Below are 23,787 nucleotides of genomic sequence, written 5' to 3'. Positions count from 1 at the left end.
CTACGTTGTGAAGCCGATAGAGAACACACCGCTACTTTGCGGCTCACACCGTAGCTCCAGAAGTTCTGGGCCGTTTCTCTGCCCCGCGAGGTCCTGCGCCGGCTGCGCCTCCTCGTGCCTTCGGATACCCGTGGGGTGCGGAAACTCAGCCGTCGAGGTCGGCCTGGGGGTTCGTGGCTCGAGCATGATGAGGTCTCGGGCATCCTGCTGACGGTGTTGTGGTCTTCCCTCTACCTCATCCTCGGGCGTGTCTTTCAGCTCCTGGTCCTGCTGGGTCGCAGTGCCCACCGTCCGTGAACTCGGCCGAAGGCGGCTTGATCACTGCTTGGACGGGTCTGCGATCAAGCCGGGCGTGTCCCGCCCGCTTGCCCTTCCGCCATGCCCTTCTGTCGGGTGTCGTTTGGGTTCGGCTTTACAGTCCGTCCCCTGGTGCCCGAAACCCGGTAGCGCAAACCGGCGCATTTCGACCCCGCTATCGGCCCGCCGATGTGCCGGACGCGTGCCGAAGAGCATGTGACGAGCATGAACTCGGCTATCTTCGCCTCACAGAAGGCGCTTGAGAATCGAGAAAGTGCAGGTCAGGTGGGGTGCGGAGTGGTGGGGCGCCCGGGGTTCGAACCCGGAACCTACGGATTAAAAGGGGGCGGATGGGATCCCTTGAACGTCCCTACTTTGCATACGATTGGCGAGCTGACGTCCCGGATGGTTTGCGGTCCGGGAAGGGTCTGGTTCGGTCCCTGGTGGACCTGTGATGATCGTTTCAGAAACGAGTGAATCCGAGATGGGGCCGCCGCGCACAGCTCGACGACCACGTCACAGCGCCTGACCGGCAGATCGGCCAGGCGCCGCTGGTAAAGCCATACAAGCCGGATGACCTGCGTGGATGGCATTATCGGCAGGCGCAATGTCGAGCACCTGGCGGGCGACGGCCGCCCACACCCCGAGCTCGGCCACCACCAGCCCGGCGGCCAAGCATGCCACCATCGGCGCCGGCGAGCGGCAGCTCCAGGGCGAATGCAGGGCTCCTCGCGCGGATCGAGCTCTCCACGGCAAGCTAGAAGCGCAGCAGGTGGCGGGTCACGTCGTACAGGCGGTGGGCGGCGGCTGGGTCGAGCGAGGGAAGTGACGGTTCGAGCGGGCGGCGACGATCGTAGGCCAGTAGGCCGTCCTTGCCTGGCGGGTCGTCCATCAGCTCGATGATTGGCGCGATGGCCTTTTCGACCGGCTGGGCGGCGAACCTGGCCAGCAGCTTGATGACGGTCTTGGCGGGCTGTTCGAGGCTGTCGGTGCCGCTGTTGGTGAAGCCGGGGTGGTGCAGCAGGTAGCGGGTGCGGGCGTCCGGGTGGTTGAGGGCGTACGCGACGCCAAGGAGGTCCGTGGCACGTCCGGCCTGCAGCATGGCTTTGATGGTGCTGTAGCCCTGCTTGAGCGACAGGTCATCCCAGTGGATGCGGCCCTTGGTGACGCCGACGCCGCAGATGTTCACGATCATCGGGTTCTCGCCGCGCTCCAGCATGCCGGTCAGGCCGTAGGCGAGCAGGAAGCGGCTGACGTAGTAGAGGGCGAAGGTGGACTCGTAGCCATCGGCGGTCTCCACTCGCTGCGAAAAGGGGCGGAGCGCGGTACACACCAGTCCGTCCAACACGTCGTGCCGCGCTTCGATCTCTTTGATCACTCGTACGTTCTCCGCCGCCGCTGTCAGATCGGCCCGCAGGAACGCGGCCCGCTCCGCGGCGCCCAGCCCCGCGGCCTCGTCGAGGAAACGCCGCCCCCTGGCCGGATCGCTGCCCACGACCGTCACGTGGTCGCCTCGGCGCAGGAAGTACAGGGCGAGCCCTCGGCCCATGCCGTTCGTTCCGCCCGCGACAACATAGGTCCGCATGGTTTCCTCTCAAGTCATCGAACGCTGACTTGAGAGAAGTTAGCACAGGCTGCATATAGAATGTCAACGATCGATGACTACGCAAGGAGCCCACGTTGCAGAAGAGGGACAGGGAGGCCACCCGGACACGCCTGCTGGAGGCCGCCAGGCTGCGCTTCGCCCGAGAGGGCTACGACGCCACCAGCGTCCGCGACATCGCCAGAGACTCCGGCGTGGATGCCACCCTCATCTTCCGCTACTTCGGCTCCAAGAAGCAGCTCTTCGACCAAGCCACCGCCACCGCCCACTCACCCGACCTGCTCGAAGGCCCTCAAGAGGAGCTGGTCGCCCGCATGGTAGCCACGATCGTCGACCACGACTGGACAGAGTACGGCGGCGAACACCCTCTGGTCGCGATGCTCCGTTCCTCGGCCCACGAGGACGCCCGCCAGCGCATCCGCCAAGAGGTCTGCGACACCTACGTCATCGCCCTGCGAGACCTGGCCAAGGGCCAGGACGCCGAGTTGCGGGCCGAACTGCTCAGCGCCTGGATGGTCGGCATCGGCATTCTGCGCTCCGTCGTGGCCACCCCCGCACTGGCTGAGGCGCGGGCCGCCGACCTGGCCCCGCACATCGCGAGCGTCGCCACGGACCTGCTGGGCCGTCCTATGTCGGGAACCGTCGATCAGAGCCGATCAGAGGGTGAGTCCGACCAGACCTGACGATCCCGGCTCGGAAGGACTATCCCGATGCCCGCCATGTCGAACACCCCTGTGCGACTCTGCTGGTTAACTCGTTTCAGGCGGTCAGGGCTGGTTCGAGTCGGGTCAGGTGGCTGGTGCGATTCCGGTCCAGAGGGTGGCCGTTCCACCAGGTGTGCAGGCGGATCAGGTTGATCGCGAGAGTAATGATCGAAACCTGTGGATCTGCCGGGAAGGGGTGTACCTTCCCGGATCATCCGATGATGGTTTCGAGATAAGGCCGACGTTGCAGCGTCGGTCGGGAAGGCACACCCGCGCCGCTTACCGTAGTGCCCGAGCCGCCCGCTGACGACAGCCCGAACCCGGCTTCGGGTTCGCTGATCGATCAGATCGTCCGCGAGGGTGCCCGCCAGATGCTCGCCGCGGCGTTGCCCGCTTTGAGAAGGGGCGCCTGATCGAACGTGAGGAGCGAGCAGCCTAATGACAACTTACGAGCCGCCGACCGATGAGGAACTGGCTGCCATGGAAGAACTGGCTGAAGCGGCAACTCCAGGGCCGTGGTTTATCCGGTTTCTCGACGACGAGCATGCCATGAACCTCGTTGCCATCAGTACCGTTCCTGACACTGGCCATCATGAACGCTGGCCGGACTTCGATCATCACGAGCTCGTGGCCGCAACGCTCGTTCAGCAACCTCGTTACGTCGACGTGGCTGACGAACGCTGGGATGAGAACGCCCAGTTCATCGCGAACGCCCGCCAAGATATCCCTCGGCTGCTCGCCGAGATCAAACGACTCCGTCAGCTACTCGCCGAAAAGGGCCGCCAAGACCTCGAGGCATAACAAGCCTCACCACCGATCCACAGGTATTGACAATTGCCCGATCGCGATGGCGGAAGCGATGTGTTCGAGGTGGACCTTCTTGATGCCGCGGTAGCGGGCTCGGCGTAGGCCGGTGACGGTGACGGCTTGGTGGATGGTCGCTTCGATGCCGCACCGGAGGGCGTACTCGTCCCGCCAGGTGGGGGTGGTCTGTTCGGCGCGGGCGGCATCGAGGGTTTCCTGGATCGCTCGGGGGCGCAGGGTGAGGTGGCGGCCGCTGCGCTGGGCGCTGGTGCACAAGGTCCGCGCCGGGCAGGGGCGGCAGGTGCTGAGTGGGAAGGCAGCGACGATCATTGGCTGTTCCTTTTGTCGGCAGGGTGTCCAGGAGGTGCTGGTCTGTCCTTGCGGGCAGGTGACCTGCCGACGCTCCCAGTCGATGGTGAAGGCGGTGCGGTCGTAGCCGTTGCGGGTGCGGGCCTGGACGGAGTTGTCGGTCCGCAACGGTGTGACCAGGTTGATCTGGTGCTGCTCACGGGCCTGGACGATCAGTTCGGCGGAGGAGTAGCCGGCGTCCAGGTAGTGCTCGGCGGGCAGCAGGCCGCGCCTGACCAGGTGCTGGAGGATGGTGGCGGTCATCGCCGTGTCGGGCACGGTGGCGTCGGTGGTGGCCACGTTCGTGATCAGGTTGGGCGGCCTCGTGCCGTGGTCGGTGGCTCCGCCGCTGGCGAGGATGTCTTGGGTGTCGGCTGCGGGGTGGCAGGTTTCGCTGATGTGCACCTTGTAGCCGTTCCACATCAACTCGCTGCCCTTGGCCGCCCAGCGGGCATCCAGGTCATACGGCGAGGCCAGCCGGTATCTGCCCGGCGGGAGTCCCTCGCCGCCCTGGGTGAGGTCCCGCCGCCGTTTGATCACCTGCCGTCCCCGCCGGTCGGTGGTGCGCACATAGTGCTGGATCAGCATGATGCGCAGCGTGTCAACGGCCGGCAGGTGGCGCAGCCAGGCCGGAGAGAACGGCGCATACACGGCCTCGACCAAGGCGTATCCGTCCGCGCCGTAGACCCGCGCCAGTTCTTCCTGCTTGGCCTTGGAGGTGGGCATCCGCCAGGAATCGGCCCGCAGCCGATAGCGCTCAGCCCAGCCGGGCACCTCCAGCACCTGCTGCACCCAGTCGGGCGCGGCCACCGCAAGCGCCTCCAACGCGGCCCGCATGCACTCCCCGGCTAACTCCACCCGGTTCACATCCCGCACCGCGGAGATCACGTGGGTGGAATCGGTGCGCTGCTTACCACCCGCGGCCAGCAGGCCCCGCTCCTGCAACGCGGCCAGCAGCAGATCGAGTGGTTTCTCCTCCAACCCGCGGGGGAGAAGCCTGGCCGTTCATCATCTCGAAGCGCCAGAAGATCACGAAACGTGCGGGGCGCTGTCGCGGGCCTGCTCGACCATCTCGTCCCACGACGCGCCCTTCCGACGAGCTCTCCCACTCGGACGCGGTCGAGGGCGGGCACGTGCGCCTCGTAGTTGTTCATCGCCTCGTCGAACGAGCCCGGCTTGAGGTTCAGCAGCCGCACGTTGGTGCGTGACGGACGTCGCCTCGTCCGAAGCTCTCATGGCATTCCTCGCCTCGGGGGACCTCGGCTCGATCCACTTCTCTATCGATGCTGCGGACGGTGGTGCTGGTCCTGGGCGGACACTTCCCGCGCTGACCGTTTCAGTGTGGTTTCAGTGCCGGCTTAGGGCCTCGCCCAAGGATGGCCTACCAGAAAAGAAGCGATTTAGAAGCTCGTCGAGGGCGTGCGGACAGGCGACAGGCGGCAGCGCGGATGCCTGGGCTTGTCGACTGTCTCCGCTTGAAGATCCTCACGACAGCTCCTGGTATGGGGCAGAAGGACAAACCACTTCATGACATGCGTACGTGCCATGCTCCTGTCAGTCGTCGCGACGACGGCCATGGCCCTCACCGCCTGCAACGCGGGGGACATAAGGTCCGCCGACCGGCAAACCTCGGAGGTGATCGGTTGCCCCGGTCTGGCCGACTTGTCCTCGGTGACGGGGAACCAAGGGTGTGCGGCTCTCGTTCATGATCTCGAGGTACGACACGCTACACGGCCCAACGGAGAATCATGCTGCTCATCGCGCTGATCATTGCTGTCGCCTACTTTTTACCGACTGCTATCAATCCTCGTATCTACTGGAAACTCATCCGGTGGCAGTACAAGAACCCGGAAGCCAACGAGCCGAGCGCCACCGCGTTCACCGTTCAACGGACGATCGCGATCATTGCGCTATTGACTCTCGTGCCACTTCTTTTCACCAATTGGATGCGTGAGTATAGCCGTCGGCAGCAAGCTGTCGAGCAACGGGAGCAGCGATGGGCTGATACCGCGCGGCGCGAGCAGGAACGGCTGGAGGAGGAGTGGCGGCGACCCCGCACCATGGCGCTCCCAAGCGATCATGACCGTAGTAAGATTCTCGGCTACTGGGCGCTGCCAAGCGCGAAAAAGCTCGTCGTCGTCTACCTTCCGGCCGAATGCTCCAAACTCCTCCATGCCGCAGCCAAGGAGGCCCGGGAAGTGATAACCGTCAATCTTGTCGAGCAGACCACGCTGGCGAACCGCCAGCAGGCATGTCCGACTCCGACGCCCGCTTACCAGGCCGAGACGGCGGTCCTCAAACTAGAGAAGCCATTTCGTGATCGGGAAGTGCGCGTGCCCGCGCCCCCCTCGACCGAGAACGGTTACACGAGTCTGTATAGATGCGACCAAAACCAAAACTGGGATTTGCGGCGCCAGTGCCAGAGCCTCATCCCGGACTATGAGAGCGAGTATCTCTCGGACGAGAGTAGGGCTCGGCGCTCACAGGAACGGCTGGACAGTTGCCTCCAACGCTGGGGCCCAGGGTCGATTCCAGAATTTTATGGTCGCACCTGTCGAGAGGAGTTTGGGCGCTGAGGTGGTGGCCTCTGACGGCCATCGCCGGATCTGAATACGGAGGGTCGTCCAACGGTCCGTCGACCTCGAACCGGCGGCCGTCCTGGCCGGGGATCGACCCCAGCCCGAGCGCGCCGCCCCGCTCGTCTCCCCTCATCCCGCTCCGCTGTCCCTCGGCGATGGAGGGTGTGGAGCACCGCCACCGACCTGCTGCGATGGGCCAGACCCTCAACGCCGACGAACTCGGCATCTCGGCACTCATCCAGACCTCCGGACGCCTGGATGACGGAACACCCATCGATTACGCCTGGGGCATCGGGGTCCGATCGCACGCCGGCTATCGCGTCTATCGCCACGGAGAAGGTTGGCAAGGCCTGCGCGCCCTCCATGCCCGAATACCCGATCTGGACCTGAGCATGGTCCTCATCGCGATCGCCGACCACACCTAACGCCGAGCAGACCTCCTCAACAGCTTTCTCGACGAGATGACAAGCCGCGGCCTCACCTACTCGATGGACTAGATCACCGACTTTCGCGTCGACAGATCGAAAGCCCTGTACCGCTTCATAACGCATCGCAAGGTGCTTGATCTGCGGTTTTGACCTTCAGCAGCGGTACCGGCAAGATCGCGGCTTGTGTCGGTTCGTCTGCTGTATCTGATCATGGTTCGGGTGTTCGGCTGGCTGGTGTTGCTGGGACGTGGTCAGGCGTCCAAGGACGTCGAGATCATGGTGCTCCGCCATGAGGTGGCCGTGTTGAAGCGTCAGCTCGCCCGCCCGAAGCCGGACTGGGCCGATCGGGCGCTCCTGGCGGCCTTGGCCCGCTTCCTACCTGCGGTGCTGCGGGCGCATCGGCTGGTCACCCCGGGCACCTTGTTGGCATGGCATCGCCGTTTGATCAAACGCTCGTGGACCTATTCCCACCGCCCTGGTCGTCCCGGAACGAGCAAGGAAGTCCGGGATCTAATCCTCCGCCAGGCACGGGAGAACCCGAGGTGGGGGTATCGGCGGGTACACGGTGACCTGGTTCGCCTCGGCTTGCAGGTCAGTGCAGCGACCGTGCGACGGATCCTGCGTTCGCGCCGACACCGTCCGGCTCCCCGAAGCCTCGACACCTCCTGGCGGACGCTTCTACGCCTGCCAGCGAAAGGGCTGCTCGCCTGCGACTTCTTCCACGTTGACACGATTTTCGTGAAACGCCGGTACGTGTTGTTCGTGATGGAGGTGGCGACGCGGCGCGTTCACATCCTGGGCGTGACCGCCAACCCCACCGGCGCGTGGACGGCCCAGCAGGCCCGCAACCTGCTCATGAACCTCGAATGGAGGGCCGGCTCGTTTCGGTTCCTCATCCGTGATCGAGATGCCAAGTTCACCGCCGTCTTCGATGAGGTCTTCACCGGCGAGGGTGTCACGGTGATGAAGACGCCGCCGCGGACACCCCGAGCCAACTGCTACGCCGAGCGCTGGGTGCGCACCGTCCGGGCCGAATGCACCGACCGGATGCTGATCTACGACGAAGGCCACCTCCGATCGGCCCTGAAGGAGTACGCCGAGCACTACAACGCGCACCGCCCGCACCAGTCCCGCCAACAACGCCCACCCGATCAAGACGAGCAAGTTGTGGTGCCGCTGGAAGGCCGGATTCAGCGCCGAAAGGTGCTCAGCGGAGCGATCAACGAGTACCACCGAGCAGCCTAGCCGACCCGAAGAAACACCAGCTCATACCACGTGTACGAATTTTGAAGCGGTACAGGCCACCTCGATCGTCCGGCAGATGACAGACTTCTCCCGCAACGGGACTCCTTTCTGATCACTCTCTGGCGAAAGTTGATCTACAGGAGTCCTGTTCGTTTCTTCAACCTCTTGACGCCCAGCCCAGCGGTCTAACGCAACGGCGTTGACGTGAAGTCCTTCAGGTGATCACGAATGTCGTCGAGGATCAGACCGGGAATCGCGACCGTGCGCTTATCCGCTTCCGATTTCGGTTCGGTGAAGACCAAGCCCTGTCCGGTGGCCTGGATGAGCTGACGCTTGATCCGGACCACGCCGGTCTCCATATCCCAACGGAGCCGACGCGATGGACGTCGTCAACGTGCTGTCCGATGGGTGGGGAAGTCCCCGTGTCGAGTTGACCCGGCTCCGGCTGGACGGTGCATCGCACTGATGGGTCCGCGGTTAGTTGCTGCGTCGGTGCCCATGGCCTCCAGCCAGGCCCGGGCGGCGAGCAATCGGCGGTTGCGCCCGTCGTCGCTCTCGAGCCCGAGTTTGGTGAAGATACGCCGCAGATGTGTCTCGACGGTGCGCTGCGAAAGGTGCAGGTGCTCGGCGATTGCCGCGTCGCGGGCGCCCGTGGCGACGAGGGCGAGAACCTCGCGCTCACGAGGGCTGAGCACTTCGAGCCCAGGGGGTGACTCCGTGCCCGGCCGCGGTGGCGCCGGTGGTACGACTGACGGCGCCGGTGGCTCGGGGGGCTGAGGAACGAGGGGTACGGCGAACCCCGTCAGCGCGGAGGACGCCCGCCACCAGGCGACCCCGATGACGGCAGTGACAGCGGCCACGGCGAGACCGGAGATCAACGGGCCTGCGGGGCGGAGCATAGCCCCAGTCCAGGTCACCGCGAGCGTCACGCCGATCGCGGCATATCCACCGAGCACCCCATACAGCGGCCAGCGCACCGCCGAGGGACGGGCTCCGTTGGCGGACGCGATGAGCGCCCACGCCCCGATGAGGCAACCCGCGGCCAGCGAGACGAGGTATGCGACGCTGCCGTCCGTCGGCGCGATGTCGCCGGGACCGCTGGCTACGGCCGTGCCCATGCATACGACGATCAACAGGGGTGCCACAGCCGCGGCGGCCGCGCCCAGCGTGGCGCTCGCGCGTTCGTCCGCCGGGACGCGGCGCACGCGATTTGCCAGGAACAGCATGGCGGCGAGCATCACGACGCTGATGAGGATGATGGAGGCAGCTGTGGCAGCGGGTGTACGCCAACCCTCCGAAGCTGCCGGCGGGTGGCCGGCGAACGGTTTCACAGGCTCCAGTGCCAGCGCCATGCAGACGGCGGCGCCGGCAACGACGACGCCGAACCCGATCGACCACCGGCGGGCGCGAGGATCGGCGCGCAGCGCCGCGAACTGCAGCACGGCGAGCGGTATGGGCCACCATCCACCCCAGGCGCCGACGAGGAGAGGCGCCATGCCGGAACCAGCGGTGACCGCGACGACGGCGAGTGCACCGAGCGCGAGGTAGATGAGGACGGCGGTTGCCAGCGCGAGGAGCCAACCGCCGCCGGTACGGTCGCCCCGGTCGGCCAGCCGTCGGGATAGCACTGCGATCCCCGTCGCACCGCCCGTGAGGGCTAGCGTCGAGATCGGGTGGGTCGCGTAACCGCCGATACCGTCGGCACGCGCGAAGGCGAGTATGACCACCGAGCACAGCCCGAGTCCCGCGATGAATAGGACGGGCACGAGACTCCGCCACCGCCACAGAACGTCGGGCCACCTGCGTGCGTCGTGCATCGGCCCTCCAGGGAGTTCTCCTCCGGTGCCTATCCGGAAGCGATTTTATCCAGACAAGACATGCCAGGCCCAGATTCAGGGCTACCCCGTACACCGTAGGGCCATGTCAGGGCTGCTCCGGATACCGGCTCTGACCTCAGCATGCGAGATTGCTCGGTGGTACCCCCAACACATACTCGATCAGAGAGGTATCCCGTGGTCGCTGCTTCTCCCGCACGCCCTGGTCCGATCCTGCCCGTCCTCGTCGCGGTCGCGCTGCTGCTGGTCGCGACGGTCACCTTCGTGGTCATCGATCCGCTGCTCGCCTGGGACGATGCCAACCCGCTCCTCGGTCGCGGCCGACTGTTCCTGTACTTCACGACGCAATCGAACCTGCTGGCCGTGACCGCATGCGTGGTGTTCGGGGTCGCGCTGGTGCGTGGCCGGCATCCGGGCCTGGCGGCCGAGTACTTGCGCGGGCTCGCCGTGGTGGACATGGCCATTACCGGGATCGTCGCCAACGTCCTGCTCGCTGAACCGGGGGCGCCATGGAGCCTCTCCGACTTCGTGCTCCACCAGGCGGTGCCGGTCCTCATGATCGCGTGGTGGATCGTCGTGCCGCCCACCCGGCCGCTGCCCGTCGCCGCGGCGGCGCTGTGGCTTGTCCACCCGGCCATCTGGACGGCCATGGCCCTCACCTACGCGGCCGAGTCGAGCGACCACTGGTACCCGTACTTCTTTCTCGATCCCGTTGAGGCAGGCGGATGGGGCGGTGTCGCCGTGTTCGTGGCTGTGATCCACCTCGTGATTGCCGTACTCGGTCTTGGTGCCGTGCTCGCCAGCAGGGCACGGTGGTCAGGCGGCGCGTGGCGAGCGTTGTGGCGCGAAGAGCACCCGGAAGGGGGCACGTCGGATCCTGTCAGCCCGACGATTGCGGCGCAGCGGATGAACTGACCGGCGTAGCGCTTGCCCAGGCACCGTTCTGCGGCAGATACCAAGACAAGTCCGGCCGGGTCTTCCCGATCGCGGTGCTGGATCCGCGGTCCTGACACCCAGGGCGCCGACAGTGGCACGTCGTCGGTGTAGTCGATGTTTTCACGGGGTGTGTCCGTGACCCTCCACTCGGCTGGTGCCGGTGCATGTGGTGAGCCGTCGGCTCGGGCACGCCGACGTGCAGACCACGCTGAACACCTATGCTCACGTCACTGACGATGCCGAGCTACGAGCCGTCGCTGATTGGGCGAAGCTCACCGCTGGCTGGCGGGCGATGTCCGCCGACGGCACGCAGATCGGGCCGTGCTGATGGGTTCCAAGCTGCTGCTGGAGAACCTGCGTGACACGTCCGGCAGCTTCCAGGGGCGGGTCCTGGATGCGTTGTGGTCGGCGGTTCCGGCGCGGTTTCGAACGGTCGAGCTGGCTTCTGGCGACCTGCGGCCTGAGGACGCCTCGGCGTTTTCGATCAGCCATCAGCGCGGTTTCCGGCTTCGGTTTGGGCAGTTGCCCGAGCCGATGGACCGGGAGCTGGCCTGGTGCTGCTGGCGCATGGTCGAGTTCGGCGGCCGCGTTCCGGTCGGGGCGCTCAGCTCGCTGGTCCGCTGGCTGGCTGCGACGGTCGAGGAGCATCCGCAGCTGCGCGAATCGTTGATGGCGGGAACGCCCCGCGAATGGGAACGCGCGCTTGCGGTCACCTGGGCCCGGGCCAACGGCCGCGTGCCCGGCCAGCATTGGCTGCTCAGCAGAACCACGCTGATGCGGCGGTGCTACCAGATGCTGTGGACCGCCTATGACCAGCGGCCCTGGTGGCGGCGCGAGGTCTGGGACCCCGAACTTGATCCGCAGATTCCGCGCCGGGAACACGAGCCGCATGGTGACCACAGCGTCTACTTCCAGCAGCTGCATCCGCTCTGGCTCCGGCATACGACCCAGTGGTACTTCAAGATCTCGTTGGAGACCGGGGATCTGACCTGGACCACTCTGCGCTCCCGTCGATCTGGGCTACAGATCTTCGGCGACTGGCTTGCCGGGCTGCAGCCGGCCTCGCCGCCGTGGCTGCGCGAGGATCCGGCCAAGGTCCGGTTGTTCATGCTGGACTACCTCGCCCATGTCCGCACGCTGACCGCCCGCACCGGCCCTAACCGCGGCAAGCCGCTGTCTCAACTGCGGGTGAACGACATCGTCACTGATGTCGAGAAGTTCTACGCGTTCATGACCGACCACCGCGAGAGCGCGGCGCGCGTCCTGGAGGAGCCGGGCTGGTTGAAGCTGGGCCCCTATCACGCCATCTTGTGGCGGCACGGGGAGAAGGGCCGCCCCAAGGTCCGACCCGAGCGGCGGGAGGTCATCGACGATGCCGCCTTTTCGCAGATCATGGCCAACCTCCATCTCCTCGGCGCATCAGCCGAAGCGGGCGGGATCGACGATGAGCAGGTCATGCGGATCGTGATGCTGGTGGCCCGCACCGGCCGTCGGATCAGCGAGATCCGCATGCTCGACCGCGACCCGCTGCTGCCGCTGGACCAGCTCACCCCGCCCAGCGCGCAGGACGCCGCCGACGGCGCGTTCGTCGCCAAGCTTCACTATCAGCAGACGAAGATCGAGCAGGCTCCGGACACCCTGCTGGTCGATGCCGAGATCGTTGCGATCATCCGTGAGCAGCAGCAGTGGGCCGACACCCACCTCGCGCCACGCTGGGCGTCCGGCGTGAGGGCGAAATATCTGTTCCTGGCGCACAAGATGAACCGGCACGTCGACCAGGCCTTCCCACTGGAACGAGTCCATCAGACGCTCGCCGAGTTCGCCCAGCAGCTGGACATCCGCGACAGCACCGGACGGCTGGTTGACTTCAACCGCACCCACCGCTTCCGCCACACCAAAGCCACCAGCCTGCTGAACGCCGGCGTCCCGCTGCACGTCGTCCAGCGCTACATGGGTCATCTGTCTCCGACCATGACCATGGAGTACGCCAACCCTCGCCGCCACGCATGAGGCCGAGTTCCTGCGCTATCGCAAGATCACCGCCGACGGCCGCGACCTGCAGACCGACCCACGAGACCTCTACGACATGCTGGAGCTGGACAAACGCACCGACCGGATCCTGCCCAACGGCTGGTGCCTGCTGCCCCCACGTCAGAGCTGCGACAAGGGCAACGCCTGCCTGACCTGCGACAAGTTCACCACCGACGCCAGCTTCCTGCCGGAACTGCGCACGCAGCAGCAACGCACCGAGCAGCTCATCGCCGAACGCTGCCGCGCCTTCCAGACCCGCACTGGCCAGCCGATGAGCACCGACAACATCTGGCTCGCCGGGCGCCTCCAAGAACAAGACGCCCTTGGCCGGATCATCCTCAAGATCGAGTAGACCACTCCCGCCGATGGCGCCAGGGCCGTCCGCGGCGCGGGCGTCTCTGCTCGCACCGATGCCCAGGCCGTCCAGGCAGAGGAGAAGCGTCACGATGCGCGGTAATCCCGACAACCTACGCCGAGCTGCCGCCGCCAAGAGCGCAGCCGCCGCCCAACGGGCCGAACAAGGTCTGCGCGACATGATCCGCCGCGGGGACCCGATCACCTTCCGCGCCCTGGCCCAGACCGCAGGCGTTTCCCTCGATTTCCTCTATCGCAACGCCGAACTTCGCCGTCGCGTCGAACAGCTACGCGACCAGCAACGAGCCACTCCACAACCGACCCCTGCGTCGCCCGATCCCGACCAGCCCAGCAGCGTCATCCGCACCCTGACCACTCAACTCGGTGACCTCAAACGACGCCACCGCGAGGAGATGACCACCCTGAAACAGGCGCTGGAGACAGCTCATGGAGAGATCCTCGCACTCCGGCGCCGCCTCGGCCACCGCGCCAACGCCTCACCGCAGGACAGCTGACTGGTGCCGCTCACCTCTTCTCATACGGACGCGACCGCAAGCGTTCCACCTGGGCGAACATAGACTTTCAAGATCGTTACCCCGGATACCGCCTGGACCACAGAGTACTACTCGCTCGCCGTGCGGCAGTTGCGGGCGACCGGCCGGGACGTGCCGGATGAGTTGCTGGCCCACATCTCCCCGGCGCACAGCGAGAACATCAACTTCTTCGGCGTGATCAATGTCGACGTGGAGGCGGAACTGGCCAAGCTGGATGGCGGCGGCTGGCGGCCACTGCGTCCGGTGGCTACGGAGATGGCTCTCATGTGATCGCCGCTTCCCGGCGCCTGGCCTGCGCGCCGCGCCGGTGTCCCCCGCCCAGCCTCGTGCGGGGCCCGGTCACTGCGGACGGGCGATTCGGTGCTGGCGCTGATCAAGGCGATGCCGGGCAACATCAGCCTGGAGTCGATGCTGCGTGAGATCGACAAGCTGACCGCGATTCGCGCGATCGGGGTTACCCGAGAACCTGTTCGCGGACGTGGCACCGAAGGTGCTGGCGTCCTGGCGGGCGCGGGCTGCGGTCGAGTCGCCGTCGCATCTGAGGCGCCGTGCGCGCAGTTCGCAGGCGTCCGCGGTGACGTTGCTGCCGCGCTGTTGGTGAAGCGGGAGCGGGAGGTCACCGATGCGCCGGCGGATCTGCTGATCGCCACGGTGCACCGGAAACCCCTCATTGTGCGAGTCCTTCCTGTGTGCGTGTGCCCTTCACAGTGCTCGCGGCGACATCTGTCACGCGGGTTCGGTGCGGCCCCGCCGCCCCGGGGGGCGGAGGGGCCGTGACCTGCTGGGAACCGATCTATCCGAGCACCGGGTAGTTCGAGCGGAACACGTTGTGCGGGTCACGGGCCCGCTTGATCTCCCGCAGCCGCGCGAGCGCGCTGCCGGAGAAGGACTTCGCCGCCGTGTCACCGGGGGACAGCAGGGTGTACGGCTTGCGGTCGCTGATGTAAGCCTCCAGGTCGGCCACGACCTCGGCCTGCTTGGCGCGCGTCGCATCGGCCGCGTGCGGCAGGCCGAGACCCAGCAGGCCGAGCAGGTACGGCTCAGCCACCGCGCCGCTCGCACCGGCCTCGCCGCCCGGCTCGGCGAGCGCTCCGCCCAGGTGCCTGATCTGCACGTTGATGAGCGGTTCGACCGGCTTGGCCAGCAGGAGCTCCACCGCGTCCGCGTCCAGGCCGGTGAGCAGCTCCGCACGAGCGATGGATGGGGCCGGGTCGGTGGGCTCGGCGGTGATGTCACCCAGGTCGGCAACCGGGACGACGCCGCGGCTGTCGGAGATCGCGCCCTCGATCTTGTCGATGCGCGCCAGCAGGTCCTCCCCCTGAGCCGCCTCACCCAGGTAGGCCAGATCCAGCGTCACCATCGGCGGCGCGCCGGGGGGCTGGAGCCGGTTGATCCAGACACTGAGTTCACGCGGCGCCTCGGCGGTGATCTCCAGGAACGCGTCGTACACCTCCCTGGTCCGGTGCTCCGGCCAGATCACGCGCCCGCCGTACAGCACTGGAGCGGGATACAGCTCGAGTTCGAGGGCGGTCACCATCGCGAAGTCCCCGCCACCGCCGCGCAGCGCCCAGAACAGCTCGGGATCGGACTCGGCGGTCACCCGGCCCGGCTCGCCATCGGCGTCCACGATGTCGATAGCCCGCACGCTGTCGGAGGCGAAGCCGTACTTGCGGCTGAACCAGCCGACCCCGCCGCCCAGGGTGTAGCCGGTCACGCTGATCCCCGGCGCGCTGCCGGCCAGGCCGGTCAGACCCAGCGGACCGGCCGCCGCCAGCACCTGCCCCCACTTCACGCCCGCGCCCACCCGGACCACGCGCTCCTGCGCGCGTACCTCCACCTCGTTCAGCAGGCCGGTACGCAGCAGGATCAGGCCTTCCACATCACCCGAGGCGCCATGCCCGCTCGGCTGCGCGGTCACCGTCATACCCGCCCGCCGTGCGTAACGCACGAGCGCCGCCACGTCATCGGCGTCCGCGGCCGCCACCACGGCCGCCACCGGCTGCCTGACGGTGAGGTTCCACGCGGTGGCCGCCTGTTCGAAGCCGTCGTCATCGGGCAGGAGCACGCGCCCTTTGAGGACACCGCGCAGATCGTTGATCGTCATCGTCGTCTCCTTTTCGAGTTCTCAGAAAATGCGAAGGAATACGTGTTCTCGGGCCACCCCTTCGGGGCGCGCAGACGTCAGGCGGGCTGCGCGGCGGGCGCTGGGGCGGCGGTCTCCTGGGCCTTGCGGGCCTTGCTGGTCTCGCGGAGGATCAGCAGGCCCGTGACCGCGATCAGTGCCGAGGTCAGGCCGTGGATGCCGAACGCGGCGGCCACGGAGCCGTGGTGGGCCAGGACGATGACCATGTCGCCGAACGGGGCGACGGCCACCATCAGCAGGACCCAGCCCAGGGCACGGCGGTGGCCCGTCACCAGCAGGACGCCCATGGCCAGGCCCATCGCGATTTCGCGGCTGCCCTTCGCGTTGAGGAAGCCGCCGCCGTCGCCAGAGGGCCAGGTCGGCAGGCCGAAGCCCGGCGCCTGCGTCTCGGGGGTCAGGATGAAGGACATCCCGAGGTAGGCAGTGAACAGGACCACGGCGGTGGCCAGGACGGTGTTGACGTTCTTCAGCGACATGGTTCTTCTCCTCATGACGTTCAGACTGGGCAGGGTTCAGCCGCGGACACGGCGGATGTGGCGGGCGTAGCGGGGGCGGCCGATGACGTGCCAGATGACGCGGACCGGGGCGGGCAGGCCGCCGAGGACGATGGCGCGCTCGGCCGGGTTCGCGTCTTCCAGGACGGCGCCGAAGAGCGTGAGCAGGGTGAGCTTGGGAGTGTTGTTCACCAGGTGGTCGCCCAGGGAGGCCCACTCCTGTTGTGTGATGTGCTTGGCCGCGAGCGGGAGGAGGGTGGCCTCCTCGTCGTCGAGGTGTTCCAGCAGGACCGCGTGGTGCTCGGTGAGGGCGGCCACCAGGGTGTCGCGTTCGTCGGCGCCCGCGGTGGCCTCCCAGGCGGGGACCGCGGCGTCCAGCCTGCTCAGGGTGGCCGCGATGCGTTCGTGCTGGGCCTCCATGCGCAGGACGATGTCGGCCTCCAGGTCCACCCGGGAAAGGAGCGGCGGCCACAGCAGCTCGTCCTCGCCCTCGTGATGGTTGTGCAGGCCCATGCGGTAGACGCGGAAGTGGTCGGCGATCACCTTGGCACGAGCGGTGTCACCCGGGGCGACGGCCGCGACGAGCTCAACCAGCAGCCGTGACTCACGGCGGAGCACGCGGTGGACGATCTCCATATCCTGGGTGTTGACGCTCATCTGTTCCCGCCCTTCATCGGTTGCGACGTGTTCAGGTTGCTCCCGGGTGTTTGGAGGGGATTTGGAGCCGACTTGGAACGTCCACGTAAAATGTGCGGATCATGGTCTTCATCCGGGTGCTGGGCTCTTTCGGGGCCGAGGTCGGCGGCGAGCCCGTTCCCCTGGGCGGGCCGCGGCAACGGGGCGTGCTGGCGTTGCTGGTGGCGGCGCGTGGGCAGGTCGTGCCGGTCGACCGGATGATCGAGGACCTGTGGCGCGGGGAGCCGCCCGCGCGAGCGCTGATGTCCTTGCAGGCGTACGTGTCCAACCTGCGCCGGCTGCTAGAGCCCGGACGTCCGCCGCGCACGCAGGCCCGGCTGCTGGTGAGCGCGCCGCCCGGCTATGCGCTGCGGCTGCCGCCGGAGTCGGTGGACGCGTGGCGGTTCGAGGACCTGCTCGACCAAGCCCGTACGGACACCAACCCGCGCGCCGCCCAGGCTCGGTTCGCCGAGGCGCTGGGGCTGTGGCAGGGACCGGCGTTCGCCGAGGTCGCCGACGAGCCGTGGGCCGCCGCCGAGACCGCCCGGCTGAACGAGCTGCGCCTGGTCGCCATCGAGCTGCACGTCGCGGCGGGTCTGCGAATCGGCGACCCCGCCGCGGTGGTTCCCGAGGCTGAGCGGCTCACCCGCGACGAGCCCCTCCGCGAGGAAGGCTGGCGGCTGCACGCCCTGGCACTGTGGAGCAGCGGCCGCCAAGCCGACGCGCTGGCGACGCTCCGCCGCGCCCGCGGCATCCTCGCCGAGGAGCTCGGGCTCGACCCTGGCCCGGACCTGACGGCGTTGGAGGAGGCGATCCTCACCCAGCGCACGGACGTCATGCGCGAGACCGTGCCCCCGCCACCGCCGACCGCGCCGCGGCCGCGGCCGGCTCCGATCATCCAGGCGCCGTTCGTCGGACGCGAGGCACAGCTGTCGGCACTGGTCACGGCCGCCACCAAGGCCGCCACCGACGGCGCCCGCATCGCCCTTGTCACCGGCGAGGCCGGGCTCGGCAAGTCGACGCTGCTGGAACACCTCGGCAGGCGGCTCGAACGTGATGGGTGGCTGGTCGCCGTCGGCCGCTGCCCCGAGGTCGACAGCGCGCCGCCCGCGTGGGCCTGGACTGAGGCGCTCAGAGCCGCCGCCGCGATCACGTCCCCGGGCGAGTTCGCGGACGACCTCGCGCCGCTGCTCACCGACACCGGACCGTCGGACGATGACGCCACCGCTGGACGGTTCCGGCTGCGCCAAGCCGTGTGGAAGTGGCTCGCGGCGGTCGCCACGCAACGCCCGGTCGCCGTCGTGCTGGACGACCTGCACTGGGCGGACGCCGCCACGCTGGAACTGCTCGGCGGCGGCCTCGGCATGCGGGCCCCGATCCTGGTCGTCGCCGCGTACCGCGCGGACGAGAGCGGGCACCTCACCGAAACGCTGGCCTCCCTCGCGCGCGCCACGCCCCTCCGCCTAGCGCTGCCGGGGCTGAACGACGAGGCCGTCGCGGAGCTCGTACGGACCGAATGCGAGGCCGACGAGGAGACCATCGCAGGGATCGCCGAGCGCACCGGCGGCAACCCGTTCTACGTGCGCGAAAGCGCCCGGCTGCTGAACGGCGAAGGCGCGCTGGTCGCCCTCTCCGAGGTCCCCGAAGGCGTACGGGACGTCCTGCGCCGCCGGCTCGCGCGCCTGCCCGAGGGAGGCGTGTCCATCCTCCGGCTGGCCGCGGTCGCAGGCCGGGAAAGCTCAGTGGACGTCCTCGTCAAGGCCGCCGACAGCGACGAGGACGGCGTGATGGACGCGCTGGACGCGGGCGTCATCGCCGGGCTCCTCGACGAGCCCGGCCCAGGCCTCATCCGCTTCGTCCACGCCCTCGTCAGGGACACGCTCGTCGCTGACCTCAGCAGATTGCGTGCTACCCGGATGCACGCCCGGATCGCCGCCGCTCTTGAAGGAACCGACGACATCGCGGCGCTGGCCCGCCACTACGCGCGCGCCGGCTCACCGAAGGCCGTCGGCTACTGCGTCCAGGCCGCCGAGCTTGCCGAGGCCCGCTACGCCTACGACGTGGCGGCCGACCTCCTCACCGACGCCGTCACCAACTCGACCGGACCGGACGAACGGGTCGAATTGCTCGGCAGGCTGCTGCGCGCGCAGATCCGGGCGGGAGCCGTCGGAGCCGCCCGCGAGACACGCCGTGAAGCCGTGGAGTACGCAGAGTCCCTGGGCCGCGACGACCTGATGATCGCCGCATTCACCGCGTGGACAGAGCCGACCGCCTGGCAGGCCCGTACGTACGGCACGGTGGACCGGCCCATCGTCGACCGCCTGAGCCGCCTGCTGAAGCGTGACCTGACCCCTTCGGTGCGGTCCCGGCTCCTGTCGGCGTACGCGCACGAACTGGTCGGCGAGGACGACCCGACGGTTGTGGAGGCAGCGCAGGAGGCACTCGACCTCGCCACCGAACCCCGGCTGCGGGCCGCGGCACTCGAGATCCTGGCGGAAGTCCACGGCGACGCGGAGCTCTGCCGGGAGCTCGTGGAGATCGGCACCGAGCACGACCTGCCGGTCTACCGCGTCACCGGGCTGCTCAGCCATGCCGGCGTCGCCGCCGCTGCCAACGACCCGGTGACCATGCACCAGGTGACCACCGAGGCCCTGGAACTCGCGCGCACCTACCGAATGCGCGAGGCGATCGCCGCCGCCGAGATCACGCTGGCGACCCTGGCGCTCATCGAAGGCCGATTCGCCGACGCCGAACTCCTCTACATCAAGGCCGACGAGGGCATGCGGCGCGCCGGATCGGTGCACACGGGCTTTCTCCAACTCGCCCTGGCCACGATCTGGCTGAACGACGGCACGCTCGGTGCGCACCTGGACGACGTGCGCGCCCTCCACGCCGCGCTCGCCCCCATGACCTCCGACCTGCTCGCGCTCGCCCTCCACGCCAACGGCCTGGACGCCGAAGCCCGCGAGGTCCGCGCGTCACCCAGCCCGATCCGCCCCGACTTCTTCTTCACCTTCCTCACAACGTTGCGCGCGAGGGCCATCGTCGCCTTGAACGACCGCGACGCCGCCGAGGAGATCTACGCGACGCTGCTTCCGCACCGCAACGGCCCTCCGGCGGGCGCCACGAGCCTGTCGTTGGCGCTGCGCCCGGTCGCCCACACCCTCGGCGAACTGGCCGTCCTCCTAGGCCGCACCGAGGCTGCCGCCCACTTCATCCAGGCCGCCACCATCGCCGACCACTGGAACGCACCCCACTGGGCCGCCGAGGCCCGGTTGCGAACGACCACCTAGCCTCTGCCCACGGCGCCGCACCTCTGTGACACAGAACTTGATCTTGGTGTCCCAGCTCCGGCTCAGCGGCGAAGACTCCTCTGATGTCGTCGTCGTCTCTCCGGGGCCCGCAGCCCCAGGTCGCCTGCAAAGGGGGCTGCCGGTTGACATAAGGCTTGATATCGAGCGCCAAGCCCGACCTGGGAAAACTCGCCGATGATCGTTATCGCGCCGGACTTATCCCGCCGTGTTCGAGCCGAATTCCACCGCCTGCCGCCATGCCCCCCGGCCCCTTGTTACCGGCCGGTGCCGCTAATGGCTGTCCCGCTGTGGTCACCCCCCGGTACACCACGTCACCGCACCACAGCCCCGACCGGGCCGGCCACATGCTGATAGATCTCTTCTCAGAAACGGTCTATTGCCAGAGAAGATCACCTGATGGTCCCGGAGACCGGTTCCGATCACCGGAGAGGGCCGATTTCGTCTCAGAACTCGTTCTCATGCAAGTCAGCCGATCGCCGGATTATGGGAAATGTTTGTGAGAACATCTGCGGCATGGCCGACGCCTCGGAACCCACGGAAAGCACCGAATCCAACTCGCCGTCCGGTATTGGCGAGAAAATCACCCGCGACGCGGATGACGTCGAGCGTCACCCGTGCCCGCGATGCGCTGCAGCGCAGGGTTCGCCGTGCCGGTCGCGTTCGGGAGCGGTGGCCGGCACCTACCACACCGGCCGATTCACGAAGGTCGCCCGGCTGGCCAAGCTGCTGCGGGTTCTGACCCCGGCCGACCGCAACCCGGGCCAGCCATGGCGGCCGGGCACGCCGCCGCCCGCACCGCTCACCGACGACCGGCCGTCGGCTGACATCCGGATCGGCTACGCCCGCTGCTCCGCGCTCACCCAAGAACTGCAGTCGCAACTGGACGCGCTGGCCGCGCACGGGATCCCACGAGAGAAGATCTTCGCCGAGAAGATCTCGACCCGCGTGAAGGTGCGCCCCCAGTTCGAGGCCGCGCTCACGCTGGCGCGCCAGATCAAGGCGCACGCCCCGCACTGCCGCGTCATCCTGACCGTCTATGAGATGAAGCGGCTGGGCCGCGACGCCGCCGAACTCACCGCGCTGGCCGACCACCTGAGCGCACACGGCCTGGTGCTGGAGATGCTCGCCGGGCCGTTGGCCGGCATCTACGATCCGGCCGGGCCGGGCCGGATGCTGTTCGCGTTCTTCGCCGCGATGGCCGAGACCGAACGCGAGGCCATCCGCGAGGCCACCCTGGAGGGCCTGGACGCCGCCGCCCGCAAAGGCAAGCACGGCGGCCGCCCGGTGGTGATCACCGACGACATGCTGCACACCGTGCTGCGCCGCAAGGCCGCCGGGGAACGCGTCGAAGACATCCGCAAAGACCTCATCATCCCCACCGGTAAACGCAAGGGCGAAAACCCGTCCCCGGCCAGCATCTACCGGGCCCTCGCCGAGCACGAGAAGACACAGGCCTACCCCGAAGCCGTCGAGGCGGCCCACGCCGACTTCGCCCTCCTGCAAGGCGAAGACCTCCCCCGACCCCGCCCGGCCCGCATCCGGCGCCCGGGCCAGGCGCTGACAGCGCAGGAGGCCGAACTTCCCCATCGTCTGCAGGATCAACCTCACCTGGACGCGGAGCTCCGATAGCGCGCACGATCAACCCAGGCGCTGTCAGCTGATCAAAGCCCGCAGCAGCCGCTCGCGCTGCTGCTCGTTCAGCGCGCCAATACGCTGGTTCTCCTCCACCCCGCAGATGGCCATCAACGCCGTGACCCTGGCCGGCCCATACCCGGGAACGGCCCGCAGGACCTGAACCACCCGTGTCCTGCCGACCAGGTCTTACCCGCTGCGCTCGACCACCTCCGCCACGCTCACCGCGCCGGAGGCCACCTCCGCCAACAGCGCACGACGCGCCGTACGCGCCTCGGCCGCCTTCGCCAGCGCCTTCGCACGCTGCTCCACCGTCATCACCGGCAGGGCCATCAGGCACCTCTCCTACAGAGATCGGCTGGTCAGTGACTCCCGCCAGAGATCACGACGGGGCCGCCGTAGATCATCATCCCGCACAGCGTCAACAGATGTGACACCAAACCCGGTTCACGGTTCCACTCCTACTGGCAGGCCATCATCTCGATGATAGGGAAGACCCCACCCCAACAGACATGCAGGCGTGACTGTTCTTGAGTGAGATTCCCGTGACATTGGACGCATGACGAAATTGCTCGCTGCTGCTGTCGCTGGTTCTCTTGCCGCCGGTTGCCTGGTCCTCGCCCCTATAACTCCCGCCTACGCCGCCACCGCAACTCCCTCGCCGCAGTCCCGCCTTGACCTGCTCACCACCACAGACGGTATGGCGGGCGCGTTGAGCCAGGTGCGCAGTCCGGGCGGGGCGAGCGTGACCCAGCGCTCCGGTACCGCGCAGCGGGGGAGTGGGAAGCCGATGATCGGGCCCGAGGGCCGGTTCAGGATCGCCAGCGGGAGCAAGCCGATCATTGCCGCCACCGTGCTGCGGCTGGTCGATCGGAAGAAGATCGACCTGGCCGCGCCGGTGGAGCGTTATCTGCCCGGAGTGCTGCGCGGCACCGGCGGCGGCGCCGGGATCGACGGCCGGAAGATCACCGTCCGGATGCTGTTGCAGCAGACCAGCGGCCTGCCCGAATACCTCAACGCCATCGACTGGAAGAAACCCTTCCCCGACTTCCTGCAGGTGGCGCTGAGGCTCAAGCCCACGCCCCGCGGCTCCTTCGCCTACGCCAACACCAACTACCTGGTCCTCGGCCTGATCGTGACCAAGGTGACTGGCAAGGACTTCCGGCAGGCGAGCCAGGAGCTGATCCTCAAGCCGTACGGGATGCGGGACACGTACTGGCCGGCCAAGGGCGACGAGGGCATCCGCGGCCCTCACGCCCACACCTACGGTGTGCACCCCGCCCGTCCGCAGGGCGGCGAGGTGGACCTGACCGACCAACTGCCCACCTACGCGTTCGGGGCCAGCGGCGGCCTGGTCTCCACCCCCGAAGACCTCAACCGGTTCTGGAGTCAGGCCCCGCTGAGCACGATGATGGCCAGGACGGTGAAGGTCGAGCAGGCAGGCTGGCCCGCGGGCGCCCGCTACGGCTACGGCGTGGTCCGGATGAAGACGAGCTGCGGCGACGCCTACTTCGCCGCCGGCGACATGCCGGGAGCCGCTGTGTTCAGCGGCCGCAACCGGGCCGGGCGCGCCGCCACCGTCTACACCACAGGCGTCCCCAAGAATCGGCAGCACCTGATCGACGCCTTCATCGCCGCGATGTGCGACCGCTGAGCCCGGGCAGCATCCGCGGGGGGCCAAGCTACTGACCGCAATCGTTATCTGGTGTTCTCAAGCAAACTGGCTGGTCAGCCGCTTGAAGGGCTGTAAGTGTCAACGGCCGAGTGCGTGTCGCCGCTGGTGGCCAAGTAGAGGTCCCCAGGTGTTCGTA

At 67.8% G+C, this 23,787-nt stretch carries 24 protein-coding genes; 15 read left to right on the top strand and 9 right to left on the bottom strand.

What is annotated here, in order from left to right; all coding sequences use genetic code 11:
- Positions 1-1,054: 1,054 nt before the first annotated feature.
- Positions 1,055-1,882, bottom strand: a complete 828-nt coding sequence (locus ABD844_RS15305; protein WP_344877337.1) for an SDR family NAD(P)-dependent oxidoreductase — start codon at positions 1,880-1,882, stop codon at positions 1,055-1,057.
- Between the two features lie 95 nt (positions 1,883-1,977).
- On the opposite strand from ABD844_RS15305, the gene ABD844_RS15300 reads away from it, so the two are divergent.
- Positions 1,978-2,583 carry a TetR/AcrR family transcriptional regulator gene (locus tag ABD844_RS15300; protein ID WP_344877335.1) on the top strand — a complete coding sequence of 202 codons (606 nt, stop codon included), beginning with the start codon at positions 1,978-1,980 and terminating at the stop codon, positions 2,581-2,583.
- A 459-nt stretch (positions 2,584-3,042) separates the two neighbouring features.
- Entirely contained in the window at positions 3,043-3,405 is a 363-nt protein-coding gene (locus tag ABD844_RS15295; RefSeq protein ID WP_344877333.1) for a hypothetical protein, read from the top strand.
- Between the two features lie 6 nt (positions 3,406-3,411).
- On the opposite strand, the gene ABD844_RS15290 is transcribed toward ABD844_RS15295, so the two are convergent.
- Positions 3,412-4,737, bottom strand: a complete 1,326-nt coding sequence (locus ABD844_RS15290) for a transposase (RefSeq protein ID WP_344877331.1) — start codon at positions 4,735-4,737, stop codon at positions 3,412-3,414.
- Between the two features lie 767 nt (positions 4,738-5,504).
- On the opposite strand from ABD844_RS15290, the gene ABD844_RS15285 reads away from it, so the two are divergent.
- The 3 genes from ABD844_RS15285 to ABD844_RS15275 all read left to right on the top strand — a co-directional run bounded on the left by ABD844_RS15285 (position 5,505) and on the right by ABD844_RS15275 (position 8,008).
- Positions 5,505-6,332, top strand: coding sequence for a DUF6199 family natural product biosynthesis protein (locus ABD844_RS15285; protein WP_344877329.1), 828 nt, complete (start codon positions 5,505-5,507; stop codon positions 6,330-6,332).
- Positions 6,333-6,526: 194 nt separating this feature from the next.
- Positions 6,527-6,760 carry a hypothetical protein gene (locus ABD844_RS15280; protein WP_344877327.1) on the top strand — a complete coding sequence of 78 codons (234 nt, stop codon included), beginning with the start codon at positions 6,527-6,529 and terminating at the stop codon, positions 6,758-6,760.
- A 186-nt stretch (positions 6,761-6,946) separates the two neighbouring features.
- The gene (locus tag ABD844_RS15275) at positions 6,947-8,008 is read left to right on the top strand and encodes an integrase core domain-containing protein (RefSeq protein WP_344877325.1); all 1,062 of its coding nucleotides are present in this window, start codon (positions 6,947-6,949) and stop codon (positions 8,006-8,008) included.
- 185 nt (positions 8,009-8,193) lie between these two features.
- On the opposite strand, the gene ABD844_RS15270 is transcribed toward ABD844_RS15275, so the two are convergent.
- A complete protein-coding gene (locus ABD844_RS15270) occupies positions 8,194-8,355 on the bottom strand; it encodes a site-specific integrase (RefSeq protein ID WP_344877323.1) in 162 nt (53 codons plus the stop codon).
- A gap of 42 nt (positions 8,356-8,397) precedes the next feature.
- Complete coding sequence (locus ABD844_RS15265) at positions 8,398-9,774, bottom strand: helix-turn-helix transcriptional regulator (RefSeq protein WP_344877321.1); 1,377 nt, start codon at positions 9,772-9,774, stop codon at positions 8,398-8,400.
- 246 nt (positions 9,775-10,020) lie between these two features.
- Between ABD844_RS15265 and ABD844_RS15260 the strand changes: the two genes are divergently transcribed.
- From ABD844_RS15260 to ABD844_RS15230, 7 genes are all read left to right on the top strand, one after another.
- Entirely contained in the window at positions 10,021-10,758 is a 738-nt protein-coding gene (locus tag ABD844_RS15260) for a Pr6Pr family membrane protein (RefSeq protein WP_344877319.1), read from the top strand.
- Between the two features lie 175 nt (positions 10,759-10,933).
- Positions 10,934-11,107, top strand: coding sequence for a hypothetical protein (locus ABD844_RS15255; protein WP_344877317.1), 174 nt, complete (start codon positions 10,934-10,936; stop codon positions 11,105-11,107).
- The gene (locus ABD844_RS15250) at positions 11,107-12,789 is read left to right on the top strand and encodes a tyrosine-type recombinase/integrase (RefSeq protein ID WP_344877315.1); all 1,683 of its coding nucleotides are present in this window, start codon (positions 11,107-11,109) and stop codon (positions 12,787-12,789) included. The genes ABD844_RS15255 and ABD844_RS15250 overlap by 1 nt, the downstream gene beginning before the upstream one ends.
- A 76-nt stretch (positions 12,790-12,865) precedes the next feature.
- Positions 12,866-13,162, top strand: coding sequence for a hypothetical protein (locus ABD844_RS15245; protein WP_344877313.1), 297 nt, complete (start codon positions 12,866-12,868; stop codon positions 13,160-13,162).
- Between the two features lie 94 nt (positions 13,163-13,256).
- Positions 13,257-13,679, top strand: a complete 423-nt coding sequence (locus tag ABD844_RS15240) for a DUF6262 family protein (RefSeq protein ID WP_344877311.1) — start codon at positions 13,257-13,259, stop codon at positions 13,677-13,679.
- A 72-nt stretch (positions 13,680-13,751) separates the two neighbouring features.
- Entirely contained in the window at positions 13,752-13,988 is a 237-nt protein-coding gene (locus ABD844_RS15235) for a Tn3 family transposase (RefSeq protein WP_344877339.1), read from the top strand.
- Between the two features lie 90 nt (positions 13,989-14,078).
- Positions 14,079-14,495: a hypothetical protein gene (locus ABD844_RS15230; protein ID WP_344877309.1), complete on the top strand. Its 417-nt coding sequence runs from the start codon at positions 14,079-14,081 to the stop codon at positions 14,493-14,495.
- A gap of 16 nt (positions 14,496-14,511) precedes the next feature.
- Here the strand turns inward: ABD844_RS15230 and ABD844_RS15225 are convergent, their stop codons facing one another.
- The 3 genes from ABD844_RS15225 to ABD844_RS15215 form a co-directional block, all read right to left on the bottom strand.
- On the bottom strand, positions 14,512-15,822 hold the full coding sequence (locus ABD844_RS15225) for an FAD-binding oxidoreductase (RefSeq protein ID WP_344877307.1): 1,311 nt from the start codon (positions 15,820-15,822) through the stop codon (positions 14,512-14,514).
- Between the two features lie 77 nt (positions 15,823-15,899).
- On the bottom strand, positions 15,900-16,337 hold the full coding sequence (locus ABD844_RS15220) for a DUF4267 domain-containing protein (RefSeq protein ID WP_344877305.1): 438 nt from the start codon (positions 16,335-16,337) through the stop codon (positions 15,900-15,902).
- A 36-nt stretch (positions 16,338-16,373) separates the two neighbouring features.
- Complete coding sequence (locus tag ABD844_RS15215; protein ID WP_344877303.1) at positions 16,374-17,012, bottom strand: hemerythrin domain-containing protein; 639 nt, start codon at positions 17,010-17,012, stop codon at positions 16,374-16,376.
- Between the two features lie 101 nt (positions 17,013-17,113).
- Between ABD844_RS15215 and ABD844_RS15210 the strand changes: the two genes are divergently transcribed.
- Together ABD844_RS15210 and ABD844_RS15205 are read left to right on the top strand one after the other, a co-directional pair.
- The gene (locus tag ABD844_RS15210; RefSeq protein WP_344877301.1) at positions 17,114-20,323 is read left to right on the top strand and encodes an ATP-binding protein; all 3,210 of its coding nucleotides are present in this window, start codon (positions 17,114-17,116) and stop codon (positions 20,321-20,323) included.
- 534 nt (positions 20,324-20,857) lie between these two features.
- Positions 20,858-21,973, top strand: a complete 1,116-nt coding sequence (locus tag ABD844_RS15205; protein ID WP_344877299.1) for a recombinase family protein — start codon at positions 20,858-20,860, stop codon at positions 21,971-21,973.
- 24 nt (positions 21,974-21,997) lie between these two features.
- Here ABD844_RS15205 and ABD844_RS15200 read toward each other — a convergent pair whose 3' ends face one another.
- Together ABD844_RS15200 and ABD844_RS15195 are read right to left on the bottom strand one after the other, a co-directional pair.
- The gene (locus ABD844_RS15200) at positions 21,998-22,162 is read right to left on the bottom strand and encodes a hypothetical protein (RefSeq protein WP_425568569.1); all 165 of its coding nucleotides are present in this window, start codon (positions 22,160-22,162) and stop codon (positions 21,998-22,000) included.
- 3 nt (positions 22,163-22,165) lie between these two features.
- Positions 22,166-22,309, bottom strand: coding sequence for a hypothetical protein (locus tag ABD844_RS15195; RefSeq protein WP_344877295.1), 144 nt, complete (start codon positions 22,307-22,309; stop codon positions 22,166-22,168).
- Between the two features lie 226 nt (positions 22,310-22,535).
- Here ABD844_RS15195 and ABD844_RS15190 point away from each other — a divergent pair, with 226 nt between their 5' ends.
- A complete protein-coding gene (locus tag ABD844_RS15190; protein ID WP_344877293.1) occupies positions 22,536-23,630 on the top strand; it encodes a serine hydrolase domain-containing protein in 1,095 nt (364 codons plus the stop codon).
- The last annotated feature ends 157 nt before the right edge of the window (positions 23,631-23,787 follow it).

The organism is Nonomuraea antimicrobica, assembly GCF_039536965.1.
Classification (GTDB): domain Bacteria; phylum Actinomycetota; class Actinomycetes; order Streptosporangiales; family Streptosporangiaceae; genus Nonomuraea; species Nonomuraea antimicrobica.
This window is presented reverse-complemented; position numbering and strand designations above follow the sequence as displayed.